Source organism: Streptococcus sp. 1055, from assembly GCF_013276815.1.
Lineage (GTDB): Bacteria > Bacillota > Bacilli > Lactobacillales > Streptococcaceae > Streptococcus > Streptococcus pseudopneumoniae.
In genome coordinates, this window is the sequence record NZ_VMLT01000001.1 from 1 (window position 1) to 566 (window position 566).

Below are 566 nucleotides of genomic sequence, written 5' to 3' on the forward strand. Positions count from 1 at the left end.
AATAACTGGTCACAATAAGCTAAACCTTTAGCTCCTAAGGATGAGTTATCTGCTTGCTTGGGGGTGGATTCAAAAAACTTCCTTCTCACATGCGCCCAACATCCAACAAGTTCAGCTTCTTCCAGTTGACGATAAGCTTCTAGCGGTTCGCAGTTTACCAAGCTTAGCGTCGCCTTGCTCCTAAACCTTGGACTGCTATCGCATAGGCAGAACTAGAGGACTAAAGTCCTAAGTTACTGCCGCAACATATCACAATGCACATAGCCAGAATAATCTCCTAGGAATTCTTGTACTACTGAACCACTTCGACGCTGATCATGGTGGTAAAGCCTAATCCCTTGTTTCTCTGATTTTCCTGACAAAAAAGTCCAATAGTAGGTCAGATGGCTATCACTTTCTAAGACCCGATAAGAGGTTTCATCCGCATGAAGAAGAGCTTGTTCTAACAACTTTTCTCGTAAAAGGTTATAAAGGGACTCTAAATAGTATTGACTCATCTTGATATGCCAATTAGAGATTTCCTTACGTGTGATTGGTAAACCCATCTTAGCCCAATCTTCTTCTTG

The 566-nt window shown here is 41.9% G+C and carries 1 pseudogene; it reads right to left on the reverse strand.

The annotated features are described in order from the left end of the window. Nucleotides 1-566, reverse strand: a pseudogene (locus HT699_RS12085) (transposase); the annotation flags it as partial.